This is a genomic window from Enterobacter sp. 342 (genome assembly GCF_036663495.1).
Lineage (GTDB): Bacteria > Pseudomonadota > Gammaproteobacteria > Enterobacterales > Enterobacteriaceae > Enterobacter.
The window spans coordinates 53,679-77,481 of record NZ_JAWUEI010000001.1; the positions used below are offsets into that span (position 1 = coordinate 53,679).

The 23,803-nt window shown below is 54.2% G+C and carries 22 protein-coding genes; 20 read left to right on the plus strand and 2 right to left on the minus strand.

Annotated elements, in window-relative coordinates; all coding sequences use genetic code 11:
* Positions 1–10: 10 nt before the first annotated feature.
* A complete protein-coding gene (uspC, locus tag V6E55_RS00315; RefSeq protein ID WP_316941908.1) occupies positions 11–439 on the minus strand; it encodes a universal stress protein UspC in 429 nt (142 codons plus the stop codon).
* 795 nt (positions 440–1,234) lie between these two features.
* On the opposite strand from uspC, the gene flhD reads away from it, so the two are divergent.
* From flhD to cheW, 6 genes are all read left to right on the plus strand, one after another.
* Positions 1,235–1,585, plus strand: a complete 351-nt coding sequence (gene flhD, locus V6E55_RS00320; RefSeq protein ID WP_023312264.1) for a flagellar transcriptional regulator FlhD — start codon at positions 1,235–1,237, stop codon at positions 1,583–1,585.
* A 2-nt stretch (positions 1,586–1,587) separates the two neighbouring features.
* Positions 1,588–2,166, plus strand: a complete 579-nt coding sequence (gene flhC / locus V6E55_RS00325) for a flagellar transcriptional regulator FlhC (RefSeq protein ID WP_010432486.1) — start codon at positions 1,588–1,590, stop codon at positions 2,164–2,166.
* A 123-nt stretch (positions 2,167–2,289) separates the two neighbouring features.
* Positions 2,290–3,177: a flagellar motor stator protein MotA gene (motA, locus tag V6E55_RS00330; protein WP_316941909.1), complete on the plus strand. Its 888-nt coding sequence runs from the start codon at positions 2,290–2,292 to the stop codon at positions 3,175–3,177.
* Entirely contained in the window at positions 3,174–4,103 is a 930-nt protein-coding gene (gene motB / locus V6E55_RS00335; RefSeq protein WP_028018604.1) for a flagellar motor protein MotB, read from the plus strand. The genes motA and motB overlap by 4 nt, the downstream gene beginning before the upstream one ends.
* 4 nt (positions 4,104–4,107) lie before the next feature.
* Complete coding sequence (gene cheA / locus V6E55_RS00340; protein WP_114979684.1) at positions 4,108–6,138, plus strand: chemotaxis protein CheA; 2,031 nt, start codon at positions 4,108–4,110, stop codon at positions 6,136–6,138.
* Between the two features lie 19 nt (positions 6,139–6,157).
* On the plus strand, positions 6,158–6,661 hold the full coding sequence (cheW, locus tag V6E55_RS00345; RefSeq protein ID WP_041909416.1) for a chemotaxis protein CheW: 504 nt from the start codon (positions 6,158–6,160) through the stop codon (positions 6,659–6,661).
* Positions 6,662–6,706: 45 nt separating this feature from the next.
* On the opposite strand, the gene V6E55_RS00350 is transcribed toward cheW, so the two are convergent.
* Positions 6,707–7,978, minus strand: a complete 1,272-nt coding sequence (locus V6E55_RS00350; RefSeq protein WP_316941910.1) for a dicarboxylate/amino acid:cation symporter — start codon at positions 7,976–7,978, stop codon at positions 6,707–6,709.
* Positions 7,979–8,404: 426 nt separating this feature from the next.
* Between V6E55_RS00350 and V6E55_RS00355 the strand changes: the two genes are divergently transcribed.
* The 14 genes from V6E55_RS00355 to flhE all read left to right on the plus strand — a co-directional run bounded on the left by V6E55_RS00355 (position 8,405) and on the right by flhE (position 23,788).
* Positions 8,405–8,977: a spore coat protein U domain-containing protein gene (locus tag V6E55_RS00355; RefSeq protein WP_316941911.1), complete on the plus strand. Its 573-nt coding sequence runs from the start codon at positions 8,405–8,407 to the stop codon at positions 8,975–8,977.
* 13 nt (positions 8,978–8,990) lie between these two features.
* Positions 8,991–9,539 (plus strand): Csu type fimbrial protein, encoded by a 549-nt coding sequence (locus V6E55_RS00360; protein WP_129995529.1) that lies wholly within the window; start codon positions 8,991–8,993, stop codon positions 9,537–9,539.
* Between the two features lie 16 nt (positions 9,540–9,555).
* Complete coding sequence (locus V6E55_RS00365) at positions 9,556–10,314, plus strand: fimbrial biogenesis chaperone (RefSeq protein WP_114979680.1); 759 nt, start codon at positions 9,556–9,558, stop codon at positions 10,312–10,314.
* A complete protein-coding gene (locus V6E55_RS00370; protein ID WP_316941912.1) occupies positions 10,290–12,674 on the plus strand; it encodes a fimbria/pilus outer membrane usher protein in 2,385 nt (794 codons plus the stop codon). Before V6E55_RS00365 ends, V6E55_RS00370 begins: the two co-directional genes overlap by 25 nt.
* Positions 12,671–13,636, plus strand: coding sequence for a Csu type fimbrial protein (locus V6E55_RS00375; RefSeq protein WP_316941913.1), 966 nt, complete (start codon positions 12,671–12,673; stop codon positions 13,634–13,636). Before V6E55_RS00370 ends, V6E55_RS00375 begins: the two co-directional genes overlap by 4 nt.
* 84 nt (positions 13,637–13,720) lie before the next feature.
* Positions 13,721–15,388 (plus strand): methyl-accepting chemotaxis protein II, encoded by a 1,668-nt coding sequence (gene tar, locus V6E55_RS00380; RefSeq protein ID WP_114979677.1) that lies wholly within the window; start codon positions 13,721–13,723, stop codon positions 15,386–15,388.
* Positions 15,389–15,432: 44 nt separating this feature from the next.
* On the plus strand, positions 15,433–17,034 hold the full coding sequence (gene tap / locus V6E55_RS00385; RefSeq protein ID WP_316941914.1) for a methyl-accepting chemotaxis protein IV: 1,602 nt from the start codon (positions 15,433–15,435) through the stop codon (positions 17,032–17,034).
* Positions 17,035–17,053: 19 nt separating this feature from the next.
* Complete coding sequence (cheR, locus tag V6E55_RS00390; RefSeq protein ID WP_028018614.1) at positions 17,054–17,920, plus strand: protein-glutamate O-methyltransferase CheR; 867 nt, start codon at positions 17,054–17,056, stop codon at positions 17,918–17,920.
* On the plus strand, positions 17,917–18,966 hold the full coding sequence (locus V6E55_RS00395) for a protein-glutamate methylesterase/protein-glutamine glutaminase (RefSeq protein ID WP_014884341.1): 1,050 nt from the start codon (positions 17,917–17,919) through the stop codon (positions 18,964–18,966). Before cheR ends, V6E55_RS00395 begins: the two co-directional genes overlap by 4 nt.
* Positions 18,967–18,983: 17 nt before the next feature.
* Positions 18,984–19,373 (plus strand): chemotaxis response regulator CheY, encoded by a 390-nt coding sequence (gene cheY, locus V6E55_RS00400; RefSeq protein ID WP_008500431.1) that lies wholly within the window; start codon positions 18,984–18,986, stop codon positions 19,371–19,373.
* 10 nt (positions 19,374–19,383) lie between these two features.
* The gene (cheZ, locus tag V6E55_RS00405) at positions 19,384–20,028 is read left to right on the plus strand and encodes a protein phosphatase CheZ (protein WP_008500432.1); all 645 of its coding nucleotides are present in this window, start codon (positions 19,384–19,386) and stop codon (positions 20,026–20,028) included.
* Between the two features lie 148 nt (positions 20,029–20,176).
* Positions 20,177–21,325, plus strand: a complete 1,149-nt coding sequence (gene flhB, locus V6E55_RS00410; protein WP_114979674.1) for a flagellar biosynthesis protein FlhB — start codon at positions 20,177–20,179, stop codon at positions 21,323–21,325.
* Positions 21,318–23,396 (plus strand): flagellar biosynthesis protein FlhA, encoded by a 2,079-nt coding sequence (gene flhA, locus V6E55_RS00415; RefSeq protein WP_316941915.1) that lies wholly within the window; start codon positions 21,318–21,320, stop codon positions 23,394–23,396. The genes flhB and flhA overlap by 8 nt, the downstream gene beginning before the upstream one ends.
* On the plus strand, positions 23,396–23,788 hold the full coding sequence (gene flhE / locus V6E55_RS00420; RefSeq protein ID WP_114979672.1) for a flagellar protein FlhE: 393 nt from the start codon (positions 23,396–23,398) through the stop codon (positions 23,786–23,788). The genes flhA and flhE overlap by 1 nt, the downstream gene beginning before the upstream one ends.
* The last annotated feature ends 15 nt before the right edge of the window (positions 23,789–23,803 follow it).

Here is a 23,803-nt window from a genome sequence, read left to right on the forward strand (position 1 = left end):
AACTGGGGGATTAACCTCCCCCAAGAGGCACTAACAGCACATCAACCTGGCTTGAAGCGACAATAGATTTCGCTGCACAGGCAGCGCGCGATAAAAAGCTGTGGTTATGGTTCCCACATATCACTAAATCAATATTTTGTTTACGACACATGTCGAGAATATGTGCATTAAGTTCCCCCGTCGCAATAACGGTTTGGTAAACAGGATATTGTGCCTTTTCAGTCAGCTCCCGCAGAAATTGCTGTGTTTCTTCTTGAAGTACCTCTCGAATATCTTCAAGCATAGGGGCAGCCAGTTGGTTATACATTTCAGGTTCGGCCGCGAGGGTGATGAGACTGATGCGGGCATTATGTGGTCTGGCAATGGAAACTGCCCGGGCGACAAGTTGATGACTCTCGGGTGAAACTGCAACAGAAACAAGAAGATGGGAGTAACTCATGGTGCACTCCTTAGATGTCTGACAGACTGCGTCTACTCACCATTACCGCGAATTACCGGGTTCTGCAAGAGCTGAATACGACATTAGTGTGAAGCTTATCATAATTATTCATTAATTATTCTTATAAGAAGAATAACTGAAAAATGCGTCTAAATGAAAAAAATTAACAACTTAACGTAAATCACACAAATGGCCGCTTTCGTTGTTAAACCGTTTTGCCACGTTACAAAACTATTTCTAATGATTGCGGGCTGAAACAGTTTTTTTGTGCTACCTGCATAACTATATGTTTTTTCACGGTAAGAAAAATGTTTCTCAGAGATGAGATTGATGTGAATGTTTCCGCGCGCCGCTTACGGCAGGAAAAGCACGTTGTATGCCAGTATGGATCACCCTTCTGCATGAGTATTCGTCAATTAAGAATACAAAACAGTACTGATTGTTCAATAGTTGAGCAAATTACAAGTCATACTGATGGATTTATGGGTGATATTCACTTAAATTATGTGACGTAGATCACATTTTTTTTAAATTTGAGGAAGGCTGCATTGTATGTATCAAAACTGACGAGTAGAGTTTGCGTCGAATTAGGAAAAATCTTAGTTATTTGTAAGAAATGATAAAACATGTAAGAGACGCAACGGCGTTTCTGCTCTTGCGTGTTTCAAATGAATACAAACCTAAATTCAACTATGCATTTGGCCTTTTCTTTTTATACCGGGTGATTTCCCGGCGACATCACGGGGTGCGGTCTTTCCGCATAAAAATAATAGTTGGTTATTCGGGATGGGAACAATGCATACATCCGAGTTGCTAAAACATATCTATGACATCAATTTGTCGTATTTACTGCTCGCGCAGCGTTTGATTAGTCAGGACAAGGCGTCCGCGATGTTTCGTCTGGGTATTAACGAAGAAATGGCAACCATGCTGGGGGGCTTAACCCTCCCGCAGATGGTTAAACTGGCTGAAACGAATCAACTGGTTTGCCAGTTCCGTTTCGATGATTCGCAGACAATAACGCGTCTGACGCAGGAATCCCGTGTTGACGATCTTCAACAGATCCATACCGGTATTCTTCTCTCCACTCGCTTGCTTAACGAAATCAGCCAGCCTGATGACGCAGCCCGTAAGAAAAGGGCCTAGCAATGAGCGAAAAAAGCATTGTTCAGGAAGCGCGTGACATACAGTTGGCCATGGAGCTGATTACACTGGGTGCTCGTTTACAAATGCTGGAAAGCGAGACTCAGTTGAGCCGTGGTCGTCTTATCAAACTGTACAAAGAGTTACGTGGTAGTCCCCCGCCGAAAGGCATGCTGCCGTTTTCTACCGACTGGTTTATGACGTGGGAGCAGAATATTCACGCTTCCATGTTCTGTAATGCCTGGCAGTATCTTCTCAAAACCGGTTTGTGTAGCGGCGTTGACGCTGTGATCAAAGCGTACAAACTTTACCTTGAACAATGCCCACAGCAGGAAGATGGTCCACTGCTGGCGTTGACCCGCGCATGGACGCTGGTGCGTTTTGTTGAAAGCGGAATGCTTGAGCTGTCGCGCTGCAATTGCTGCGATGGCAATTTTATTACCCATGCTCATCAGCCTGCAGGCAGCTTCGCCTGTAGTTTATGTCAGCCTCCATCCCGTGCAGTAAAAAGACGTAAACTTTCCCGGGATGCTGCCGATATTATTCCACAACTGCTGGATGAACAGATCGAACAAGCTGTTTAACCCGAACGTGTGGGCAAGATTCCAGCAGCGGTAAGCAATTACCGCTGCTTTTTTTTACCCCGCAAACGGTAAACGCTGCGAACTGAACGTCCTTGCCATAGTCACTAGCGGAAGGATGATGTCGTGCTTATCTTATTAGGTTACCTGGTAGTTCTCGGTACAGTTTTCGGCGGTTACATGATGACCGGCGGGCACCTTGGAGCACTCTATCAACCGGCTGAACTTATTATCATCGGCGGCGCAGGGGTAGGGGCTTTTATCGTTGGTAACAACGGTAAATCGATCAAGGGCACGCTGAAAGCGATTCCATTGCTGTTCCGTCGCTCAAAATACACCAAAAGCATGTATATGGATCTGCTGGCGCTGCTCTATCGCCTGATGGCGAAGTCACGTCAACAGGGCATGTTCTCTCTTGAGCGGGATATTGAAAACCCGAAAGAGAGTGAAATTTTTGCCAACTATCCGCGCATTCTTGCCGACGCCATGATGCTGGATTTCATCGTCGACTACCTGCGACTCATCATCAGCGGCAATATGAACACCTTCGAAATTGAAGCGCTGATGGACGAAGAGATCGAAACCCACGAGAGTGAATCCGAAGTGCCGGCCAACAGCCTGGCGCTGGTGGGCGACTCTCTTCCGGCGTTTGGTATTGTCGCGGCGGTCATGGGTGTTGTTCACGCCCTGGCCTCGGCGGATCGTCCTGCCGCTGAGCTGGGTGCACTGATCGCCCATGCGATGGTGGGTACCTTCCTCGGTATTTTGCTGGCGTATGGCTTCATCTCTCCGCTGGCAAGCGTCCTGCGTCAGAAGAGCGCGGAAACCACTAAAATGATGCAGTGCGTGAAGATCACGCTGCTCTCTAACCTCAATGGTTATGCGCCACCGATCGCGGTTGAATTTGGCCGTAAAACGCTTTACTCCAGCGAGCGTCCGTCGTTTATCGAGCTTGAAGAACACGTGCGTGCGGTGAAAAACCCAAACCAACAGACGACAACTGAGGACGCATGAAAAACCAGTCCCATCCGATCGTCATCGTAAAAAAACGCAAGCATAAGGGCGGCGGGCATGGCGCACACGGCTCGTGGAAAATTGCGTACGCCGACTTTATGACTGCAATGATGGCGTTCTTTCTGGTGATGTGGCTGATCTCCATCTCCAGCCCGAAAGAACTGATCCAGATTGCTGAATACTTCCGAACGCCGCTGGCGACGGCGGTGGCCGGTGGGCCGCGCATCTCTAACAGCGACAGCCCAATCCCGGGCGGTGGCGATGATTACACCCAGCAGAAGGGTGAGGTGAAAAAAGAGCCGAACATCGACGAGCTGAAAAGAAAGATGGAGCAGGCGCGTCTGAAGAAACTGCGTGGCGATCTCGATCAACTGATTGAAGCGGATCCCAAACTGCGCGCGCTGCGTCCGCATCTGAAAATCGATCTGGTACAGGAAGGGTTGCGTATCCAGATTATTGATAGCCAGAACCGCCCAATGTTTAAAACCGGGAGTGCGGAAGTCGAACCGTACATGCGCGATATTTTGCGTGCCATTGCGCCGGTGCTAAATGGCATTCCTAACCGAATCAGCCTGTCAGGACACACGGATGATTTCCCGTATGCCAGTGGAGAGAAGGGATACAGCAACTGGGAGCTTTCTGCCGATCGTGCCAACGCCTCGCGTCGCGAGCTGGTGGCCGGTGGGCTTGATGATGGCAAGGTACTGCGTGTGGTCGGTATGGCAGCAACCATGCGTGTCTCTGACCGCGGGCCGGATGACGCCATCAACCGTCGTATCAGTCTTTTAGTGCTGAACCAGCAGGCGGAGCAGGCCATCCTGCATGAAAACGCCGAAAGTCAGAATGAGTCACTGGACGATTTAAAACAGCCTGGGGCCGTTCCTTCGGCTGCCGTTCCAACATCGCCACCAGCCAATCCGAGGTGATAGCGTGAGCATGGATATTAGCGATTTTTACCAGACATTCTTTGATGAAGCCGACGAGTTGTTGGCCGATATGGAGCAACACTTGCTCGATTTGGTGCCTGAAGCACCGGACTCTGAGCAGCTCAATGCCATCTTCCGTGCGGCGCACTCCATTAAAGGCGGAGCCGGAACGTTTGGATTTACCATCCTGCAGGAAACGACCCATTTGATGGAAAACCTGCTTGATGAAGCACGACGCGGTGAGATGCAGCTCAATACCGATATTATCAACCTGTTTTTGGAAACCAAAGATATTATGCAGGAACAGCTCGACGCCTATAAAAGCTCGGCAGAGCCTGATGCCGCCAGCTTTGAATACATCTGCAATGCGTTGCGCCAGCTCGCGCTGGAAGCAAAAGGTGAGGTTGCCGCAGCCGTTGTTCCGGCCGCAAAACTGAGCGTTGTCGATGCTGCTGAAGAGGCCGCGCCAGCCGCTGCACAAGCGGGCAAACTGCGCGTTGTGCTGTCACGCCTCAAAGAAAATGAAGTTAACCTGCTGGAAGAAGAGCTGGGTAACCTGGCGAAGTTAAGCAACGTAGTAAAAGGCAAAGACAGCCTTGCTGCGACACTTGATGACGGTATTGGCCAGGACGATATCGTGGCGGTGTTGTGCTTCGTCATTGAAGCCGATCAGATTGCCTTCGAAACCGAAACTGCCGTTGTCGAAACCCCAGCAGAAGCAGAAGAGGTCGCTGTTGTTGCTCAGGCTGCAGCTCCGGCTGTTGTGCCTGCGGCTCCGGCGCTGAAAGCCGTGCCAAAAGAGGCTGCGGCACCAGGCCGTGGTGAAAAACCGGCCGCGCGTTCCAGCGAGTCCACCAGCATCCGTGTGGCTGTTGAGAAGGTTGATCAGTTGATTAACCTGGTGGGTGAACTGGTTATCACTCAGTCAATGCTGGCACAACGTTCGAACGAACTGGACCCGGTGACACACGGCGATCTGATCACCAGCATGGGGCAATTACAGCGTAATGCCCGCGATCTGCAGGAATCGGTCATGTCCATCCGTATGATGCCGATGGAATACGTCTTCAGCCGCTTCCCGCGTCTGGTTCGCGACCTGGCCAGCAAACTGAATAAACAGATTGAACTGACCCTGATGGGCAGCTCAACAGAACTCGATAAGAGTCTGATCGAGCGCATCATTGACCCGTTAACGCACCTGGTGCGTAACAGTCTCGACCATGGTATTGAGCTGCCTGAAAACCGTATTGCCGCCGGGAAATCTCCTGTCGGAAACCTGATCCTCTCTGCAGAGCATCAGGGTGGGAACATCTGCATCGAAGTGACCGATGACGGTGCGGGCCTTAACCGTGAGCGCATCCTGGCAAAAGCGATTTCGCAGGGGATGGCGGTCAATGAAAACATGACCGACGAAGAAGTGGGCATGTTGATCTTTGCGCCAGGCTTCTCGACTGCGGAACAAGTGACCGATGTTTCCGGGCGCGGTGTGGGCATGGACGTGGTGAAACGTAACATCCAGGAGATGGGCGGCCACGTTGAGATCCAGTCTAAGCAGGGCTCTGGCACCACCATTCGCATCCTGCTGCCACTGACGCTGGCAATTCTGGACGGTATGTCAGTCAAAGTGGCAGACGAAGTGTTTATTCTGCCGCTGAACGCCGTGATGGAATCGCTGCAGCCGCGTGAGGAAGATTTGCATCCGCTGGCGGGTGGCGAGCGTGTTCTCGAAGTGCGCGGTGAGTATCTGCCGTTGGTGGAACTGTGGAAAGTGTTTGAAGTGGACGGTGCGAAGACAGAGGCCACGCAGGGTATCGTTGTGATCCTGCAAAGTGCAGGCCGCCGCTACGCGCTGCTGGTTGATCAACTGATTGGTCAGCACCAGGTGGTGGTGAAAAACCTCGAAAGCAACTACCGCAAGGTGCCGGGTATTTCTGCCGCGACCATTCTGGGTGATGGTAGTGTGGCACTGATCGTCGATGTGTCGGCGCTTCAGGGATTAAATCGTGAACAACGTGTGGCGTACACAGCCGCCTGATTAAGTAGAAGGTAATAACATGACCGGTATGAGTAATGTAACGAAACTGGCGGGCGAGCCATCAGGGCAGGAATTCCTGGTTTTCACTTTAGGTGACGAAGAGTACGGTATCGACATTCTGAAAGTGCAGGAAATCCGTGGTTACGACCAGGTTACCCGCATAGCTAACACGCCTGCTTTTATTAAAGGTGTCACCAACCTGCGTGGTGTGATTGTGCCAATCGTTGACCTGCGCGTGAAGTTCAGCCAGGGCGACGTTGACTACAACGACAACACCGTGGTGATTGTTCTGAACCTGGGGCAGCGCGTAGTGGGCATTGTGGTGGATGGTGTGTCTGATGTGCTTTCCCTGACCTCTGACCAAATCCGTCCTGCTCCGGAGTTTGCGGTCACGCTGTCTACGGAATACCTGACCGGTCTGGGCGCGCTCGGCGAGCGAATGCTGATTCTGGTGAACATTGAGAAGCTGCTGAACAGCGAGGAGATGGCTCTGCTGGATATCGCCGCGAGTCACGTAGCGTAAAACAAAGCCGGGTGGCGCTGACGCTTACCCGGCTTTTTCATACCCTTATGCTTCCTGTTTTACCAGCTCAGCTTCGGCTTCCGCTTCCGCTTCCCGCGCCCCTTCATTCTGCGACAGCATCGCGGTCGCGATACCATTCCCCAGAACGTTAATCGCAGAACGACCCATATCCAGGAAGTGATCAATCCCCATCAGCAGCAGAATACCGGCCACCGGAATATTGAAGCTTGGAATGGTTGCCGCCAGAACGACCAGCGATGAACGCGGTACGCCTGCAATGCCTTTTGAGGCGAGCATCAGGGTCAGCATCAGAACCGTTACTTCAGAGAAGCTCAGGTGAATGTTGTACGCCTGGGCGATAAACATTGAGGCGAAAGAGCAGTACACCATCGAACCCACCAGGTTGAAGGAGTAGCCAATCGGCAGCACGAAAGAGGCGATGTCGCGCGAGCAACCAAAACGCTCCAGCTGTTCCAGCGTTTTTGGATAGGCCGCTTCAGAGCTGCTGGTGGTAAACGCCACCAGTACCGGGTCTTTCAGCATACTGACCAGGCGAAACACCTCTTTTTTCAACACCATGTAACCTACGGCCAGCAGCACCATACAGGTGAGAAGGATCGCCACATAGTATCCGCCAATAAAGGACGCATAGTTCAGCAGAATACCCAGACCCTGAGTGGCAATAACGGATGAAATCGCCGCGAAAATGGCCAGTGGCGCAACGTACATCACGTAACCCGTCACCTTCAGCATGATATGGGAAACCACATCCAGCGCAGCTACCAGAGGTGCGTTGAATTTCTGTCCCAGCGATGCGCCGCCAATGCCAAAGAACATTGAGAACACCACAATCTGCAGGATCTCATTGTTCGACATCGCCCCAGCGATACTGGTTGGAATGGTGTGCGAGAGGAAGGCTTTCAATGTCATGCCCCCAACAGCCAGACCGGTATCGACCGCCTCGGTTGGGATCGTCAGGTTTAAACCGCTTCCCGGATGCTCAAGTGTGACGATAAACAGCCCCACCAGAATGGACAGCACGGATGAGCTGATAAACCACACCATCGCTTTGCCGCCAACGCGACCAATGGTGGAGGTTTCACCCAGTTTCATAATACCGACGGTTAACGTGCTGAAGACCAAAGGTGCAATCACCATTTTGATCAGGCGAAGGAAGATATCGGTCAGAAGGGTAATATTATCCGACCAGGCTTTGATAGCATCCGCAGATGCGTACTCATGAATTGCTGCCCCTGAAAGAATACCCGCCAGCATGAAAATCACGATGAAGAGTGTGAGTTTGTTTGCACTTGCCACGAAAAAAGACCCTCTATGCGCTTTGATGTAGCCCGCGTCGATATATATAAATTTTTTAATACGACGCCGGAAATTATTCGGCACATAAATTGACGCAAAGCGGGGGGGGATACAACACATTTTTAAGTTTTATTAATTTTGTTGTTAACTCGCTGACGATATATCGTGATCGAGATCACATTATGACGGATATATTCTCTCCGGAAAAAATAAAATCTCTGATGGTTTGTATTTAACTAATTGTTATGTAGGAAAAAGTTTCGTCAATAAGACATCTGGCTTATGCGTCGTGGAGCAGGTGGTAGAAGCGATAACCATAAACTAAATTCTCAGTAACCCCCCAGAGGAACACTAAGCGGGGCTAACATCTTGAACAACAAAATAAAATGTTGCGAGGGAACGAAGACGTCTTCTGGAGGGTGGTAAATGAACAGAAAACTCCTTTTGATCTGCACAGGCACTTTACTGGTTGCGACAACAACCCATCAGGCACTGGCCGTCACCAGCAGTGGTACCGTCGGTGCAACGCTGACGCTGACAAACGGTTGTCTGATAAATGGCTCACCCACGCAAAATGGCATTAATTTCGGGACACTGGATTTCGGTACCCATCCCGCCACGTTTTCCACTCTGACCACGCAGTTGACCGGCGCCAGCGGCGGCAACACCTTCACTATTCAATGCACGACGGCCAGCTATACGGTGGCGATTACCGGTAATACTAACTCCACTGCACCGGGTACCGTTGTAGGTACGCCGGGGACGCCTGCTCGCTATCTGATTAATACCTCCAACACGGCGCAGGGTGTTGCTTACAGCCTCTACACTGACAGCGGATTCAACACCGAGATTACCAATAACACCGCGTTGCCGATCACGTCCACAGCAGGAGGGGTAGACAGTTACACCCTCTACGGGCGCATTACCGGCGGCGGTAACAGCGTGACGGTCGTTCCGGGAACCTACACCGATACGATAAACGTCAGCGTTACCTATTAGTACCTGCATTGCCATGAGAGCATCCTTTATAAGTCTGCGCAGATGCGCAGAGGGATATGTGCAACTTTTTATCGCGCTCACCTTCGGGTTGCTGATGGTACCCATAGCGGGTGCGGTGACATCGCAATCATTTAAGGTCAGCGCGACCATTGTACCCGGATGCGCGGTGGCTACGGGGAGTGGAGGGCTTCTCGGCACGCTGGATTTTGGCACCCATACCGGTGTGGAAAGCGCGCAGGTCAGCACCAGTTTTGTACCCAACGGTGCCTTGTCAATTGCCTGCACACCCGGTGTCGCGCTGAGCATGAGCATTAATGGTGGACAGAATTACTCATCTGTTCGCCGTATGAAACGCTCAGGCGGAACGGAAATGGTGGGATACCGGCTATACAGCAGCAGTTCACTGGCAGCAAACAGTGAAATTGGGGTCAACCAGGCCATACCGGTGACGTATACCAACAGCAATAACATCGCGCTGCCGCTATTTGGCGTGGCGCTACTGAGCGGGGTTAGCCCGGCAGGAACGTATTCCGATCAGCTCACCGTGACCTTGTCATGGTAATAAAGGGAGAGTGTTGATGAAGCCATTTTTCAGACCGGTATGTCTGGCGGGCGTGTTGGGTATGGCTGCGGTAACCGGCCAGGCGCAGGCGGCAGCCACCATTCTGCTATGGCCCATTGATCCATGGCTTTCAGCGGATGCCAAAGCCACCGAATTGTGGATCCAGAACCAGGGGAACAGTGCAACAACGATGCAGGTACGGATTATGCGCTGGAAGCAGGAGGGGGGGTACGAGCGCTATTCCGCGCAGCAGGACGTGGTCGCCAGCCCGCCAATTGTCACCATTGAAAAAGGTAACAAACAGCTCATTCGTCTTATTAAGCAGGGCACCGTGCCAGCTGGTATTGAACAAGCCTACCGCATTATTGTGGATGAAATTCCCCAGCCTGATGCCAACGCTGAGCCTGCTATCGGCCTCAAATTACAGATGCGCTATTCCATCCCTTTGTTTGTCTATGGGCAGGGGATCCCGACAATAAAAGAGGGGGCGCATCATGCGCTGGCAGAGACCCGAAACCTGAGTTGGCGCGTGACGCAGGAAGCCGGGCATCCTGCCCTGGAAGTCCGTAATCAGGGTGATGTCCATGTCAGGCTCAGCCAGGTGACGCTGGATCAGGGAGGACAAAAACGCACCGTGGCGGAGGGATTACTGGGTTACGTTCTCCCCGGCAGCACCCGCAGTTGGCCAATACCCGCCGGGGTTCGTCAGCCTGACCGGATGAGTGCGCAAATTAATGCCAGGGACGCACAATGGCAGTCAACGCCCGTCAACTGAAACCGGCGATGATGATACTGCTTTGCGTCAGCACCACCTCCTGGGCTGAACCCGGCGACGACAGTTTACCGCCGCCTCCTCAGGCACAGGTGATCAATGATGAGGCCGTCTTCCAGCTTGACCTCGTGCTGAACCACTACGATACCGGTCTGGTGGTGCCTGTAACGCAACGTAAAGGCGCTTTCTTTATCTCCAGCGCTGATTTGCTACGCGCAGGACTTCCTCCTGAGCATGTGCCAACCGGAGAGGTTAATCTCTCCTCGCTTTCTCAGGTTCGGGTAGAGTATGACAGCGCTGCGCAACGGCTGTTACTGACCGTTCCCCGCGACTGGGTCACGACCCGTGTGACGCCGTTCAGCACACAAACGGCGCAGAGCAAACCGCACTTCGGGCGCGGGGCACTGCTTAATTATGATCTCTACACCAACCACACGGAGCACTTTGGTGGTCAGGCGTCGCTCTGGCATGAATTCCGCTACTTTAACGAGAACGGCTCGTTTTCTTCTACCGGTTACGCCCGGGAAAATTTCGCCGGGAATAATGAGCAGCAGGAAGGGTATGTCCGCTATGACACCACTCTGCTGTTCACGAATGAGGATGAGGCAATTTCCTGGAGTGTCGGGGATGTGATCAGCGACGCTCTGAGCTGGAGTACCAGCGTGCGCATGGGCGGGATAAGTTACGGAAGGGATTTCTCCTTGCGTCCGGATCTGGTGACATGGCCATTGCCAGAATTTTCGGGAGAAGCCGCAGTACCCACCTCGGTTGATCTCTTTATCAATGGCTATCGCTCCGGCTCCACTCAGCTCCAGCCGGGGCCATTTACGCTGACTAATCTGCCCTATATCAACGGTGCAGGGGATGCGGTGCTGGTCACCACTGATGCACTGGGGCGTCAGGTGAGTACCACGCTACCGTTTTATGTCACCAGTGATTTGTTAAAACAAGGCCTGAGCGACGGGGCTGTGACGCTGGGCAGCCTGCGGCGTAATTATGGCATCAGGAATTTTGACTACGGTCCTGCCGCAGGCAGTGGTTCATATCGCTATGGTTTGACCGACTGGCTCACGCTGGAGGGGCATGCGGAAGGGGCGCAAGAGCTGGCGCTGGGCGGAGCAGGGACGGTGATAAAACTCGGCCAGTTTGGCGTGGTGAATACCTCTTACTCGCACAGCCGCATGCGCGGTGACACGGGCGGGCAAATCAACTGGGGTTACCAGTACAGCACCAGTGAGTTTAGTGTGGCGACCCAGCATACGCGGCGCGATCGCGGCTTTAGTAATCTGGCCCTTTATGATCAGCCGACGGTCTACGACGAAAATGACAAACCCATCGCCAGTTTTAGTCGTAATACGGATCAGTATTCTCTGACCTTTAACCTGGGGCAGTACGGCAATATTGGCGCAGCCTGGATCGGTGTAGAGAGTTTCGACAGTCAAAAAACCGAACTGCTCAATCTCTCCTGGAGCCGCAACCTGTGGGGCGCGAGCAGTATTTATCTGGCAGCAAGTCGGGACCAGCAACGAGGAGACTGGACGGTGGCGCTGTCGCTGCAGGTGCCGCTGGGGGCGCGTGACAGTGCCGCCGTCACTTTCGAAAACACCCCGGACGCAGGCAGCACGCAGCGCATCAACTATAACCACGCCATGCCTTCCGACGGCGGGTTTAGCTGGAACATGGCATGGGCTAACCAGTCGAAAGCCAGTGACTATCAGCAAGGAACGCTGGGCTGGCGCAATAACAACATTGAGCTGCAGGGAGGCGGTTATGGTGAAAAGGACACCATGACATGGTGGGGGGAGGCGATGGGGGCGATTGTTCTGATGGACGGAGAGTTGTTTGCGGCCAACAAAATCAACGATGCGTTTGTGGTCATCAGTACCGATGGTCACCCGGATGTCCCCGTCAGTTATGAGAACCAGCCCGTCGGCAAAACCAATAACAACGGTTACCTGCTGGTGAGCGGCGTGTCGGCGTATTACCCGGCAAGCTATCGGATTGATACACTGAATTTACCTGCTGATACCCGGCTGAAAGAGACAGAACGCCGGGTTGCGATCCGTCGCCATAGCGGCTATCTGGTTGATTTCCCAATGGAGCAGGAGCGGGTGGCCAGCGTTATTCTGCATGATGCCCAGGGAGAGGCGATTCCGGTGGGAAGCCAGGTTCGACGCGCCTCGCGTAGCAATGCGGTGGTGGGATATGACGGGATCGCCTGGCTGGAAAATCTCAGTGATGTGAACCTGCTCGACGTTATCACACCTGACGGAAAGCACTGCTCGGTCACGCTGACGGTGGGTGCCAATCCGCAACACAAACTGCAAACCTACGGTCCTCTGGTTTGTCGGGAGGGACAGTGAGGCGCCTGCTATTCCTGCTTCTGCTGCTGGCGACCAGCGGCAGTTGGGCTGACTGTCGGGTCAGCACGGTCAATGCCGTGTTTGGGAGTGTGACCTCATTCGCGCTGAGTGGTTCTGGCGAAGTGGCAACCACCGGTACGCTGGTCGTAGACTGCGATGCGCTGGTGAACTTGCTGACCGGGGACACCATCACGCTAAATTTTGTCTCAGCGACTGTTTCGGCAAATGGTCGTGCGACCATGAAGCGTACCGACAACGCGGCCATTACGGATGTGATCCCGACGCGCCTGTGCGGGCAGTCGGGCTGCGCTAACAACAGCGAAGTGCAAACCAGTAAAACCTATACCTGGGACAGCAGTACCTTGTTAAATCTGATCGGCGGCAAACAATACAATATCCCTCTCTATTTCCGGACGGTCCCGGGGCAAAATGTGACCGCTGGTCCTTATCAGGTGACGCTAAACTTCGATATCACCTATAGAGTCTGCTCGGTGGGCGTGCTCAACGCGTGTTTATCGGGACTGCAAACCGGAACGAAAGGAACCAGCATCACGTTGGATATGACCGTCACCAATGACTGCAGCGCCATGACCACGCCGGACGTCAACTTTAACAGCGCGCCGCTGGTACAAAGTTTCCCCACTGTATTGCAGGCGATTGCCGTCACCTGCACCAAAGGAAGTACGTATACCATCGGCATTAATAACGGTGCTAACGCGCTGAACAATGTGCGGCGCATGGTGAATGGCAGCAACTTTATGAGCTACGACATCTATAAAGAAGCCACCAGTAACCGTTGGGGAGGAAGCGGCAGCGAGCGCTGGTCCAGCGCGGTATCGTCCCAGGTCAGTACCGATGGTTTACTGCGCACCTACAACTACACCGCGAAAGTCCTGACAAATCAGGCCACGCCCCCCGCCGGAACCTACACCGATACGCTGATTGTCGACGTGGCGTTTTAACCCCACGCTTTTCCCTTTCTCAAATGTAAAGTTCCTGTGGGCAGTGCCGATAACACCGTTAATAAATCTATGAGAAGGTGTTGTATGTTGAACCGTATCCGCGTTGTCACAATGCTTATGATGGTGCTGGTCATTTTCGCACTTCTTCAGCTCATCTCCGGCGGGCTTTTTTTCTCGTCATTAAAACAGAACCAGGACAGTTTCGCGGCCTCGAACGATCTCCGCCTGCAGCAGAGTGAACTCACGTCGACGTGGGATCTGATGCTGCAAACGCGTATCAACCTGAGCCGCTCGTCCGCGCGCATGATGATGGATCCGAATAATCAGCAGAGCAGCGCGAAAACCGATCTGTTGAAAAATGCCCGTGCTACTCTCGCTGACGCCGCAAAACATTACGACGCCTTCAAAAAGATCACCCCGCAACCTGCCATGGAGCAGGTGAGCCAGAACGTCGACGAAAAATACAACGCCTACAATGCCGGTCTGACGGAACTGATTCAGTTCCTGGAAAGCGGCAACATGGACGCCTATTTCGCACAGCCAACGCAAGGGATGCAAAACGCACTCGGTGCGGCGCTGGGGGAATATGCGAAGGTCAGTAGCGATCTGTATCACTCGGCCTTTACTGAAAGTCAGAATGATTACCGCTTTGCGAAATGGCAGATGGCCGTAATGGCACTGGCACTGGTCATTGTGTTGGTGGCGGTATGGTATGGCATTCGCCATATCCTGCTTAATCCTCTTGGTCGTGTCATTGGTCATATCCGTGAAATTGCCGGTGGTGACCTGACCAAAACGCTGACCGTAACCGGGCGCAATGAGATAACCGAACTGGCCAACAGCGTCGACCATATGCAGCGTTCGTTGATCGAGACTGTCGCCAACGTACGTAATGGATCAGAAGCCATCTATACCGGCACCAGCGAAATTGCGCTGGGTAATAACGATCTCTCTTCCCGTACTGAAGAGCAGGCATCTGCTCTGGAAGAGACGGCCGCCAGCATGGAACAACTTACTGCGACCGTGAAGCAGAACGCCGATAACGCCCGTCAGGCCTCTCAACTGGCTGAAAGTGCCTCTGAGACGGCGCAACGTGGTGGTCGAGTGGTGGATGGCGTGGTGAAAACCATGCACGAAATTGCCGACAGCTCGAAGAAAATCGCCGACATCATTAGCGTCATTGATGGCATTGCTTTCCAGACTAACATCCTTGCGCTGAACGCCGCCGTGGAAGCGGCACGTGCGGGCGAGCAGGGACGTGGGTTTGCCGTGGTCGCGGGTGAAGTACGTAACCTCGCCAGTCGCAGTGCCAACGCGGCGAAAGAGATCAAAGCGTTGATTGAAGATTCCGTTTCCCGCGTGGATACCGGCTCCGTGCTGGTAGAAAGTGCCGGGGAAACCATGAATGACATCGTGAATGCTGTTACTCGCGTAACGGACATCATGGGTGAAATCGCCTCTGCATCTGATGAGCAGAGTCGTGGTATCGACCAGGTTGCTCTGGCGGTATCGGAAATGGATCGCGTGACACAACAAAACGCCGCGCTGGTGCAGGAGTCCGCTGCGGCGGCCGCTGCTCTGGAAGACCAGGCGAGCCGTCTGAAGATGGCCGTCTCGGCGTTTCGTCTCGCTTCACTCGCTGGAAACACGGTCACCCCGCAAGCCACCTATCGTGTGCCCGCTGCAGAATCAGCGGCAACCCGTACCCGTGCTGCGACGACCGGACAAGATGAAAACTGGGAAACATTTTGACTGACAATTAAACCGCGGCTGCTTGCCGCTTGATGGGAGCGTGGATGTTAAATCGTATTCGTATCTCGACCACACTGTTTTTGATTCTGATCCTTTGCGGTGTGTTGCAGGTTGGCAGTAACGGGTTGTCTTTTTGGGCGTTTCGCGATGGCTATCAGAATTTGCAGGAAGTTGAGGCGAGTAATCAGCAGCGCTCCGCACTGGCACAAACGCGTGCCGTGCTGTTGCAGGCAAGCACTGCGCTGAACAAAGCGGGAACCTTAACCGCGCTGAGTTATCCGCCGGATGACATCAAAGCGCTGATGGCGACCGCGCGTGAGAGTCTGAAACAGGCAGACGGGCAGTTTAAAGCCTTTACGGCGCAGGAAGCCGTTAGCGAGAAAGAGAAAACGCTAAAGGCTGCCATGAAAAAGAACTTTGAACAGTGGTACAGCGATCTGGACCACCAGGCAACCTGGCTTGAGAACAACCAGCTGTCAGATTTTATGACCGCACCGGTTCAGGCGTCTCAGGCGGCGTTTGATGGCAGCTTCAACGCGTGGCAGCAGGATATTAACCAGTTTGTCCAACGCGCAGGGGAAGACAGCCGAATGAGCTACCACATGTCCGGCGTGATTTTTGCCGTGGTGGTGATTCTGGCGGCGCTGCTGACCGGCGGGGCACTGCTCTGGTCGCGCAGGATGATTGTGCAGCCGCTGGCGATCATTAGCAGCCACTTCGACAGTATTGCGAAGGGGAATCTGGCGCGTCCGGTGGCGGTTTATGGCAAGAACGAAATTTCGGCGATCTTTGCCAGCCTGAAGGCAATGCAGGGATCGTTGCGGGAAACGGTATCCGATGTGCGTCAGGGCAGTTATGCCATGCACACCGGGATTTCAGAGATAGCGGCAGGCAATAACGATCTCTCGTCCCGTACCGAGCAACAGGCGGCCTCGTTGGCGCAAACGGCAGCGAGTATGGAACAACTGACTGCGACAGTAAGTCAGAACGCCGATAACGCGCGTCAGGCATCTGACCTGTCGAAACAGGCGGCAATGACGGCGAAAAAGGGTGGGGATCAGGCGTCTCATGTTGCGAGCACCATGCAGGAGATTGCCACCAGTTCGCAGAAAATTGGTGACATCATCAGTGTGATTGACGGTATCGCGTTCCAGACCAACATTCTGGCGCTCAATGCCGCTGTCGAAGCGGCGCGCGCCGGTGAACAGGGGCGTGGTTTTGCGGTAGTGGCGGGTGAAGTGCGTAACCTGGCGAGCCGCAGTGCCAACGCGGCGAAAGAGATTAAGGTGCTGATTGAAGAGTCGGTTTCACGCGTCCAGCAGGGCTCGACGCTGGTCGATACGGCGGCACAAACCATGCACGAGATCGTCACTTCTGTCACGCGGGTGAACGACATCATGGGCGAAATTGCCTCTGCGTCGGACGAACAGCGTCGCGGGATTGAGCAGGTCGCTCAGGCAGTCAGTCAGATGGATCAAGTCACGCAACAGAACGCCTCGTTAGTTGAGGAAGCGGCAGCAGCAACCGATCAACTGGCCAGCCAGGCGGATCATCTCACCGGGTTGGTCGCGGTATTTAATGTGAAAGAGCACGTTGAAGCAGTAACAGAAGTCGGGCGGTCGCAGGCCGTGCCAGTTGTATCCTGAATGTAATTAAGAAGGCGCTATGACATCACCAATGCCCTCCGGGCAAACGTCATTATTGTTGCAGATGACACAGCGCCTCGCGCTGTCCGACGCGCATTTTCGTCGGATATGTCAGTTAATCTACCAGCGTGCAGGGATCGTGCTTGCGGATCATAAGCGAGACATGGTCTACAACCGTCTGGTGCGGCGCTTGCGTACGCTGGGGCTGGATGACTTTGGTCGCTATCTGAGCATGCTCGAAGCGAACCAGAACAGCGCCGAGTGGCAGGCTTTTATTAACTCATTAACCACGAACCTGACGGCGTTTTTCCGTGAAGCGCACCACTTCCCGGTCCTGGCAGAGCACGCGCGTCGCCGCACCGGGGAGTATCGAGTCTGGAGTGCGGCCGCCTCGACGGGGGAAGAGCCGTACTCGCTGGCGATCACTCTTGCCGATACTCTGGGCATGGCGCCCGGACGCTGGAAAGTCTACGCCAGCGATATCGACACCGAGGTACTGGAGAAGGCGCGTAACGGTGTTTATCGCCAGGATGAACTGAAAACGCTGTCGCCGCAGCAGCTGCAGCGTTATTTCATGCGTGGAACGGGTCCACATGAAGGCCTGGTACGCGTACGCCAGGAGCTGGCGAACTGCGTCGAATTTGCGCCCGTTAACCTGCTGGATAAGCAGTACAACGTACCGGGACCTTTTGACGCAATTTTTTGCCGTAACGTCATGATCTATTTTGATAAAACGACGCAACAGGACATTCTGCGTCGGTTTGTTCCGTTGCTCAAGCCTGACGGTTTACTGTTTGCCGGGCACTCGGAAAACTTCAGCAACCTCGTGCGTGAGTTTAGCCTGCGTGGGCAAACGGTATATGCGCTGAGTAAGGAAAAAGCATGAGTAAAATCAGGGTATTGTCTGTCGATGATTCGGCGCTGATGCGCCAGATCATGACTGAAATCATCAATAGCCACAGCGACATGGAGATGGTGGCAACAGCGCCGGATCCGCTGGTAGCGCGGGATTTAATTAAAAAATATAACCCCGACGTGCTAACGCTGGATGTCGAGATGCCGCGCATGGATGGCATAGATTTCCTGGAAAAGTTAATGCGACTGCGTCCGATGCCAGTGGTTATGGTCTCCTCCCTGACGGGAAAAGGATCGGAAATCACACTGCGCGCGCTGGAGTTGGGGGCGGTGGATTTTGTCACCAAACCGCAGCTCGGCATTCGTGAAGGAATGCTGGCTTACAGCGAGATGATCGCGGAGAAGATCCGTACGGCGTCGCGCGCGAAACTCGCCGCTCACAAACCGATGGCTGCACCGGCAACGTTGAAGGCGGGCCCATTACTCAGCTCGGAAAAACTGCTGGTGATTGGGGCGTCAACCGGGGGAACAGAGGCAATTCGTCATGTACTCCAGCCATTGCCGCTTTCAAGTCCGGGTATTCTGATCACTCAACATATGCCGCCTGGCTTTACCCGCTCATTCGCTGAACGTCTGAACAAGCTGTGTCAGATCAGCGTGAAAGAAGCGGAAGACGGCGAACGCGTACTCCCGGGGCATGCGTATATTGCGCCGGGTGACAAGCATATGGAGCTGGCGCGCAGTGGCGCCAACTATCAAATCAAAATTCATGACGGGCCGCCGGTCAACCGGCACCGTCCGTCGGTGGATGTGCTGTTTCATTCGGTGGCGAAACATGCGGGGCGCAACGCCGTTGGGGTGATCCTGACGGGGATGGGCAACGATGGTGCCGCCGGAATGCTTGCAATGCACCAGGCTGGCGCCTGGACGATTGCGCAGAATGAAGCAAGTTGTGTGGTGTTCGGCATGCCGCGCGAGGCCATCAATATGGGTGGCGTGAGCGAAGTGGTCGATCTTAGCCAGGTAAGCCAGCAGATGTTGGCGAAAATCAGTGCCGGACAGGCAATACGTATTTGACTCAGGAGTAGAATTAGATGGCGGATAAAGAGCTTAAGTTTTTGGTTGTGGATGACTTTTCCACCATGCGTCGCATTGTACGCAACCTGCTGAAGGAGCTGGGCTTCAACAACGTTGAAGAAGCAGAAGATGGTGTTGATGCGCTGAACAAACTGCAGGCGGGTGGGTTTGGTTTTGTTATCTCCGACTGGAACATGCCAAACATGGATGGTCTGGAACTGCTGAAAACCATTCGTGCAGATGCGGGCATGGCGTCTATGCCGGTTCTGATGGTTACTGCAGAAGCGAAAAAAGAGAACATCATTGCCGCTGCACAGGCGGGCGCAAGCGGCTACGTGGTGAAACCATTCACCGCAGCGACCCTGGAAGAGAAGCTCGGTAAGATCTTCGAGAAACTCGGCATGTGAGGTGTTGGTCATGATGCAACCTGCTATGAAACCCGTTGAAGAACACTCGCCGAGCGATATCATCGTTCGCATCGGTAGCCTGACACGCATGCTGCGTGACAGCCTGCGTGAACTGGGGCTGGATCAGGCGATTGCCGAAGCGGCGGAAGCCATTCCTGATGCGCGTGATCGCCTGGACTATGTCGTGCAGATGACTGCTCAGGCGGCTGAACGTGCGCTGAACAGCGTTGAAGCGTCACAACCGCACCAGGATGCGATGGAAAAGGGCGCGAAAGCGCTGACAAAACGCTGGGATGAGTGGTTTGAGAATCCAATCGAGCTGGCGGACGCCCGTGAGCTGGTTACCGATACCCGTCAGTTCCTGGGGGATGTTCCCGGCCATACCAGCTTCACCAACGCACAACTGCTGGACATCATGATGGCGCAGGATTTCCAGGACCTGACCGGTCAGGTTATCAAGCGCATGATGGATGTTATCCAGGAGATTGAACGTCAGTTGCTGATGGTGCTGCTGGAGAACATTCCAGAACCTGCAGCCCGCCCAAAACGCGAGAACGAAAGCCTGCTCAATGGTCCACAGCTCGACGCCAGCAAAGCGGGCGTGGTAGCAAGCCAGGACCAGGTGGACGATCTGCTCGACAGCCTCGGCTTCTGATTGTCCATTCCGCCTCAGAGGGCTAACACCGTCTGAGGCGGTTTACGACAAAATCACTGAAAAGAGCCCGAATAAACGGGCTTTTCCCGCCATTGGATTTTCGCTGCACTGGCATGATACCCGTGACTTAACAGGTTGGGCATGCACTGTGGCAGAAGAGAACGACGACAAAACGGAAGCCCCCACACCCCACCGACTAGAAAAGGCGCGTGAGGAAGGGCAGATCCCCCGATCCCGAGAACTGACTTCCCTGCTGATCCTTATCGTAGGGGTGTGCATTATCTGGTGGGGTGGGGAGTCGCTCGCCCGTAAGCTGGCGGGAATGTTATCTACTGGCTTACGTTTTGACCACAGCATGGTCAATGACCCGAATCTGATCCTCAGCCAGATTATCCAGCTAATAAAAGGGGCGATGGTTGCACTGCTGCCGCTGATTACAGGGGTTGTGCTGGTCGCGCTGGTTTCTCCGGTGATGCTGGGTGGTCTGGTATTTAGTGCCAAATCGCTGCAGCCGAAATTTTCCAAACTGAACCCGCTGCCGGGCATTGCGAAAATGTTCTCTGCGCAGACCGGGGCGGAGTTGCTCAAAGCCATTCTCAAATCAGTACTGATGGGGAGTTCAGCGGGTTTTTACCTCTGGTACCACTGGCCGGAAATGATGCGTCTTATCAGCGAATCCCCCCTCACCGCAATGAGCAATGCGCTGAACCTGGTCGGGCTCTGTGCGCTGCTGGTGGTGCTCAGCATTATCCCGATGGTGGGTTTCGACGTGATTTTCCAGCTTTATACCCACTTCAAGAAACTGCGCATGTCACGCCAGGATATCCGTGACGAATACAAACAAATGGAAGGTGACCCGCATGTCAAAGGGCGTATCCGCCAGATGCAGCGTGCCGCTGCCCGTCGACGCATGATGGAAGACGTGCCAAAAGCCGATGTGATCGTCACCAACCCGACACACTATTCCGTTGCGCTGCGCTATGACGAAAACAAAATGAGCGCACCGAAAGTGGTGGCGAAAGGGGCGGGTCTGATAGCACTTCGCATCCGTGAGGTAGGTACTGAACACCGCGTACCTATCCTGGAAGCCCCTCCGCTGGCGCGTGCCTTATACCGCCATGCGGAAATTGGACAACAGATCCCCGGACAACTCTACGCCGCCGTGGCGGAAGTGTTGGCCTGGGTATGGCAGTTGAAGCGCTGGCGTCTGGCTGGCGGACAACGACCTGTGAAACCTGAGAACCTTCCGGTGCCTGAAGCGCTGGATTTTTTGAACGAGAAGGACACTGATGGCTAATCTGGTGGCAATGTTGCGCCTGCCCGGCAACCTGAAATCGACCCAATGGCAGATCCTTGCCGGGCCGATTCTCATCCTGCTAATTCTGTCGATGATGGTACTGCCGCTCCCGGCATTCATCCTCGATTTGCTTTTCACATTCAACATTGCGTTGTCCATCATGGTGCTGCTGGTGGCGATGTTCACCCAGCGTACCCTTGAGTTCGCGGCGTTCCCGACCATTCTGCTGTTTACCACCTTACTGCGACTGGCGCTGAACGTGGCCTCCACGCGCATCATTCTGATGGAAGGTCATACGGGTGCGGCTGCGGCGGGTAAAGTCGTTGAGGCCTTCGGCCACTTCCTGGTCGGCGGTAATTTCGCCATCGGTATCGTGGTGTTCGTGATCCTCGTTATCATCAACTTTATGGTTATCACCAAAGGTGCCGGACGTATCGCCGAAGTGGGCGCGCGTTTTGTGCTGGACGGGATGCCAGGTAAGCAGATGGCGATTGATGCCGACCTGAACGCCGGACTTATCGCGGAAGATGAAGCGAAAAAACGCCGTGCGGAAGTGACGCAGGAAGCGGACTTCTACGGCTCCATGGACGGTGCGAGTAAGTTTGTGCGCGGTGATGCCATCGCGGGCATTCTGATCATGGTGATTAACGTGGTCGGCGGCCTGCTGGTCGGTGTTTTGCAACATGGTATGGACATGGGCCACGCGGCGGAAAGCTATACACTGCTGACCATTGGTGACGGCCTGGTCGCACAGATCCCGGCGCTGGTTATCTCCACAGCGGCGGGCGTGATTGTGACCCGCGTGAGTACCGATCAGGACGTTGGCGAGCAGATGGTTGGCCAGCTCTTCAGTAACCCGCGCGTTATGCTGCTGGCCGCGGCGGTTCTCGGGTTGCTCGGTCTGGTGCCGGGGATGCCAAACCTCGTGTTCCTGCTGTTCACTGCGGCACTGCTGGGCCTTGCCTGGTGGATGCGTGGTCGTGAAACCAAACCGGCAGCGGAACCTATTCCGGTCAAAATGCCGGAGAACACTCAGGCTGTCGAAGCGACCTGGAACGATGTTCAACTGGAAGATTCGCTGGGAATGGAAGTCGGATATCGCCTGATCCCGATGGTCGATTTCCAGCAGGATGGCGAACTGCTCGGCCGCATCCGCAGTATCCGTAAAAAATTCGCCCAGGATATGGGCTTCCTGCCGCCGGTTGTTCACATCCGGGATAACATGGATCTCCCACCCGCGCGCTATCGTATTCTGATGAAAGGCGTGGAAATTGGCAGTGGTGATGCCTATCCAGGCCGTTGGCTGGCGATTAACCCAGGTACTGCCGCAGGCACATTGCCAGGCGAGCAAACCATCGATCCGGCCTTTGGTCTGGCCGCGATCTGGATTGAAAGCGCGCTGAAAGAGCAGGCGCAAATTCAGGGGTATACGGTAGTCGAAGCCAGTACCGTGGTGGCAACGCATCTTAATCACCTGATTGGCCAATTCTCGGCAGAGCTGTTTGGCCGTCAGGAAGCGCAGCAACTGCTGGACCGTGTCACGCAGGAGATGCCGAAGTTGACGGAAGATCTGGTGCCGGGCGTGCTGACCTTAACCACGCTGCATAAGGTGCTGCAAAACCTGCTCGACGAGAAAGTACCGATCCGCGATATGCGTACCATTCTGGAAACCCTTGCCGAGCATGCGCCGTTACAAAATGATCCGCATGAGCTGACGGCGGTGGTGCGCGTGGCGCTAGGACGCGCAATCACCCAGCAGTGGTTCCCTGGAACCGGAGAAGTGCAGGTTATTGGTCTCGATACGCCGCTTGAACGTCTGCTGCTGCAGGCCTTGCAGGGTGGAGGTGGGCTGGAACCGGGTCTGGCGGACCGCCTGCTGGCGCAAACGCAGGAGGCGCTGGCGCGTCAGGAGATGCTGGGGGCGCCGCCGGTGCTGCTGGTTAACCATGCGCTGCGTCCGCTGCTGTCACGCTTCCTGCGTCGTAGCCTGAGCCAGCTGGTCGTGCTGTCGAATATGGAGCTGTCGGATAACCGCCATATCCGTATGACGGCGACGATTGGAGGAAAATAATGCGTAAGTGGTTATGGATCTTCTTCTTCCCGCTGGTGGCGCAGGCTGCCGGGGAAGGGACCTGGCAGGCGAGCAGCATGGGTGTGACCCTCAGCAATCGTGGGGTCGCCATGTCATCAAACCCGTTGTCGCCCTCTGAGCCGGTTTCCGGCCTGATGGGACTTGTGGTGTGGAACTACAGATTGATTGGCCCAACACCAGCAGGGTTGCAGGTACGCCTCTGCTCTCAGACTCGCTGTACGGAAATCGACGGAGAGAATGGCACCACACAGGCATTTAATGGCGTGCCGGCCATCGAACCTTTGCGTTTTATCTGGGAAGTGCCGGGTGGAGGGCGTTTGATCCCGGCGCTGAAAGTTCAGAGTAATGCTGTCATCGTTAACTACCGTTAACGGCGCTTAAAAAAG